Here is a 4790-nt window from a genome sequence, read left to right as displayed (position 1 = left end):
CATCTCGGAAAGTACACAGGCGTCCGCCATCGGACGTGACTGTGACGTAAACCTCCAGAGAAACTCCGTTACTTTGTTCTATATAGTAGGAAACGTTTTCAACTTCTGCTGGCTCGATCGTAGAAGCGAGCTGTTTTTTCTGTACCTCAGACCAAAAGCCTCGCGTTACCAGCTCGGCAAAAACAGTTTCATAAGTGGGTTTGCTTTGCAGCCACTCTGGGGAAAATCCCCAAATCTGAGAAAGCTTCTGATTAAATAAGACGAGTTTGTGGGAGTAATCGAACAGAGCGATCGCATTGTCCACTCGATCTAATATGAGTTCCTGGTCTTGCTTTAATTTTTCTAAACGCAATTCTACCGATTCTGGGTGCATAGTTTCCATAAAAGCTAAGTTAAGCAATCTTAAAACCCTTAATTAAAATTTACAAATATTAAAATAGCCGATACGTGAGGCTGCTCTCTGGCCACTTGTGATCTAAAACACCTCTTGTGCGAGGACGGCGATATAAACAAGAAGTGGCCTCGACTAAATCTCAGTGTATTCTGGGATTTTGCCAGGATATGGTGTTTGCGATCGGTAAACGACTATTGGTAATCGGTATACAAGCACCCGAAAACCGACGACCGAAAAACTCAACACTACCCAGGTGGGTGAATACATCGACAAGGTTGTGAGGCAAACTCTCGATTATAAGGACTTGAGGAGCTAGATTCCATGCAAATAGCTGAAAACCTCGCTGATAGTTGGCGATCGCGGCTCCAGGTAGACTGTCCGAACTACGACTCGGCAACTTATGAGAGTATCGTTAGCTGGCTATTGGGAAAAGATTTGGAGCGTTATGAGACGTTAACCCCGGCCCAGTTAATAATTGCCGAGCAAGCGATGGACTACCGTTACCGCATTTTACGGCATCGCTATTTGGAAGTGGGGCCAGAGCGAGCTTATCGGAACTTGATAAGTCGGCTGGGTTCGCTGGTGATGCTGCGAAATAAAATCAAGACCTGGGTGGCGCTTTCTCGCGATCGGCAGCGAGCTGTGGTGGACGTTCTGCAAGAAGTGATTCAAGAATTGTTAAACAGCGATCGCTACTTGCAGGAGCAAATCGGCTGGATTGCTCAGTCCACCTCAGATTCCCGATTGCGAAACGCCCTACTGCTGGCCAGTACGGAAGAATACTGTCTGCGACCGATACGCAACCAACCGCTGCTGCTTTATCGTTTTGTGAACTATTTGCGCCGATCGGGACGCGGAGGGATTACCCAAGTGCCGACAGGTGACTTGGTGCGTTTGGTTTCGGAAGAAGTGATGCCAGACGATGCAGAAAACCCGGTGAGTCTGCTAGACGCGCAGGCGATCGCTCTGCATCAAGAAAAGCAAGCCTTGGAAGAAAAAATGGCAGCGCGATCGGCGGTAAAACAGGAATTTGAGCATTATTTGACCCAGAACCTGGGCCAAGTGGCGACAGATTGGCTCAAGCTTTATCTCCAAGGTCGCTCTCAGGAAGAGATTGCCCGCGCCTTGAACAAGCCGATCAAAGAAATATATCGGCTGCGCGAAAAAATTAGCTATCACGCGATCAGAGTATTTGGCCTCAAAGTGGAACCGGAGTTAGTCGCCAACTGGCTGGAAACTTCCTTACAGGAACACAGACTGGGTTTGACGCCAACGCAGTGGCAGGAATACAAGGAAAGCCTGACAGACGAACAACGCCGACTGCTAGACAAACTGGCGACTGGGAAAACCTTAGAAGCGATCGCCCAAGACTTGAACCTGAAAACCAATCAGGTCATGGGCGAATGGAGCAAGCTGTACTTAGCAGCCCAAGAAAAGCGAAGCGCTTCCTAATTCATCACAAAAAATTAAAGCTTTTTTTAAATTTAAAAGCTGAAAGATATGATAGAGGGTGTATTGTTTGCCACCTATCAAGGCTTTACTGTTCAATAAAACAAAAGTTAGAATATACTCCTTATCCAAAAGGGTGCTATTGCTGGCTAATACCGATCGCGCTTTCATTCCAGTCATAAACATAAAGAAATATCTCTTTAGAGATAAACGCTATTGACTAAATGATGGCAATTTGGTATTAGAAGAGACATTTAACAACAGAGAAGGGTAGGGTGTTCTAACCACAAATCCTTGGTTGGGTCAAACCTTCTAGGTGAAAAGGTCAAACTGACACAGTTGTCGGCTGCGACAGTTAAAGTAGCTCTGTTGAGCCCCATTTTTGCATCGCAGTCTTCAACACCGCTCCTCAAGAAAGTCCCAAGTTATGAGTATAAGGTTTTGAAGTGAAGGAAGTATCTGTATAAAAATAGACGAGTTTGGCAAAGTGGACTCGTCAAAAAAACAGATAAGGTGATTAAACCCACCTCCAGCAATTCAAAGCTCAAAGCACAAAACTTTCGATCGGCCTTGGGATTGTGAGAAATGGTAGTAAGCTTAAATAAACACCTATGGCACCCTTGGCACATAACACAGTTAGTCAAAAGCGCACCAGCTATCAGCAATTTTCGGCACCTGGATCGGATAAAGGGATGGATAGGGAAAAATATGAAGTAACATTCCGGTTAATAGACACTATCCTTCCCTTTGAAGCTTGTCTGTATCATCAAGTCCTGCCTATTTCTCTGGAAGGAACCCACCTAAATTTAGGTATGGTGAATCCAGATGATACTGCGGCTCTAGATTACGTGCGCCGGATTTTAGCTTATATGAATTGCTCGTTGGTGCCGCAGTCAATTACAGCCACACAGCATCAAGCGGTGCTATCGGCGTACTTAAACCACATGGGACAGCTGAAGCAAGCCAGTGCCAAACAGCAAAACTCAGCATCAGACAATCGCTTAGATCGACACGATCGACCGACACTGATTGTAGACAGTCCAGAAGAGTTAGACAAATCGGACTTTGTGTCAAGTTCATCGCACGTTGTACCGCCGCCATCGACAACTTCGAGCCATTCACATCCCGCTCCTGCCCAAATCACAAATCAGACGACTGCAAAGCGACAGCCGAGCGGAGTGAAACCCTCTCAAATGTCTGTGGCACTGCCTTCTGGGTACAGCCTGCCTGTCTTGGAAGTACAAGCAGACCGCATCTCCAGTCCGGTGGAAGTTCTGGCAACGCTACCGCCAAAAAACTTGCTCCACGAATTGCTCGCCAGAGTGCTTGCAGGCGGTATCGGTCGGCTTTATTTCGAGCGACATCAAAATAGCGGTCGCATTCTGTGGAGCCAGAACGGTGTTTTGCAGTCGGTGTTGGAAGGGCTGGATGCAGCTGTTTTTCAGGGAGTCATTAACGAACTCAAGCGCTTAACCCACTTGTCTTTAATTCCGGTAGAACACCCGAAACAGGTAGAAATAGAGAGGATCTATCAACAAAACCGTTTGCTATTGCGCTTGCGGGTGATGCCCGGTACTCACGGCGAGGAAGGAACCCTGCAAGTTCTGCGCGGCGCTGCGTTGAAGTTTTACCAACAGCAGCAACTAGAAAATCTCAGTCGCGATGCCTTGACGATGGCCCAGCAACTGCAAACCAAACTCAATGAAATTCAAAAGCGCACGCGCATCGATCCTACTCTGACAGCAGGACAATTAGAAGCTTTGCCTGCTCTGGATGAGCTAGTCAAGAGCCTGAACAAACAGCTGGAAGCCCTAAAGCTGCTGCAAGCTGAGTCAAACAGCGACGAAAATCCCACCAGTTGAGGGGATAAGCTTTATTGCGAGTACAATAGTAAAGCGGACACCAGAAACATTATTGGCAGTGTGCGTACAAGTCGAATCGGGCTGCAAAGTATACCAGCGCAGAGATATCTTATGCCTACGTCAAGCTACGCTAACGTAAAGGCTATGCTTTCCTTGCGAAGGTTTTCGCATACGGAAACGTTTTGCGATCGCCTGCAACAGCACCTACACCAATAGGGTTACTAATAATACCCTCTAGTTATGAAGCGATTTCCTACTGTTAGGTTTGTTGAAGCACGGCACAGGCGTTTGATTCTAAACCAGCTATCGTTAGACTGGGAAAATACCAGCTAGCCTTTGCTGCTACGATGGCAGATCCTTGCATTAGCAAGGGAGAAGACATTACTGCTGCCAATGTTGGTCTACTACTTTTAAGATCTTTCATGCAAACTGAAGATTTTAGTGAACTTTTCCCGCTTTTTAACACTGTCAACCCAGAAACCTTAGAATGGCTCTTGTCGGTTGCTGACGAACACGAATACCCAGCAGGCAGAGCGGTTCTTATGGAAGATGCCTGGGGTAATGCTGTTTACTTCCTTGTATCTGGCTGGGTAAAAGTCCGGCGCATCACTGGGGATGACGGTGTGACGCTGGCAATTTTGGGGCAGGGCGATTTTTTTGGTGAAATGGCGATTCTGGATGAATCACCTCGTTCTACCGATGTGATTGCCCTCTCTTCGGTACGCTTGCTGAGCGTCCACGCGCAGCGCTTTATTCAAACGTTATTTAAAGACCCGCAGCTACACCATCGGATGCTGCAAGTAATGGTACGGCGACTGCGCCAAATGAACCATCGCTTTCATCTGCGCCATCAGCCTCCAGCAGTCAAGTTAGCTAACACTTTGGTGGCAATGGGAGAAAACTACGGTCAATCAACGGAAAAGGGAATGGAAATCTATAACATTCCTTTCAAAGATTTGGCTGATGTGTCCGATATAGGTGTGGAGGAAACTACTAAAATTATGGAAAAACTGGATAGCAAGGGCTGGCTCAAAATCGATCCCGGTCGTCAAGTTATTCACATGATCAATTTGAGGCAGTTGACG

At 46.8% G+C, this 4790-nt stretch carries 4 protein-coding genes; 3 read left to right on the top strand and 1 reads right to left on the bottom strand.

Annotated elements, in window-relative coordinates; translation table 11 throughout:
- Window positions 1-400, bottom strand: a 400-nt coding sequence (locus H6S82_RS18650) for a PAS-domain containing protein (RefSeq protein ID WP_206756878.1), incomplete at its 3' end; no start/stop codon positions are given.
- Window positions 401-715: 315 nt separating this feature from the next.
- Here H6S82_RS18650 and H6S82_RS18645 point away from each other — a divergent pair.
- From H6S82_RS18645 to H6S82_RS18635, 3 genes are all read left to right on the top strand, one after another.
- A complete protein-coding gene (locus tag H6S82_RS18645) occupies window positions 716-1846 on the top strand; it encodes a HetZ-related protein 2 (protein ID WP_190469147.1) in 1131 nt (376 codons plus the stop codon).
- Between the two features lie 608 nt (window positions 1847-2454).
- The gene (locus tag H6S82_RS18640; protein ID WP_242057009.1) at window positions 2455-3705 is read left to right on the top strand and encodes a hypothetical protein; all 1251 of its coding nucleotides are present in this window, start codon (window positions 2455-2457) and stop codon (window positions 3703-3705) included.
- Window positions 3706-4127: 422 nt separating this feature from the next.
- Window positions 4128-4790, top strand: a 663-nt coding sequence (locus H6S82_RS18635; RefSeq protein ID WP_191056533.1) for a Crp/Fnr family transcriptional regulator, incomplete at its 3' end; no start/stop codon positions are given.

Origin of the sequence: Planktothrix sp. FACHB-1355 (assembly GCF_014748295.1) — a bacterium.
In the GTDB taxonomy this organism is placed as follows: domain Bacteria; phylum Cyanobacteriota; class Cyanobacteriia; order Cyanobacteriales; family Aerosakkonemataceae; genus Aerosakkonema; species Aerosakkonema funiforme_A.
Note: the sequence above shows the minus strand (reverse complement) of the source record. Positions and strands in the feature narration are given on the sequence as shown.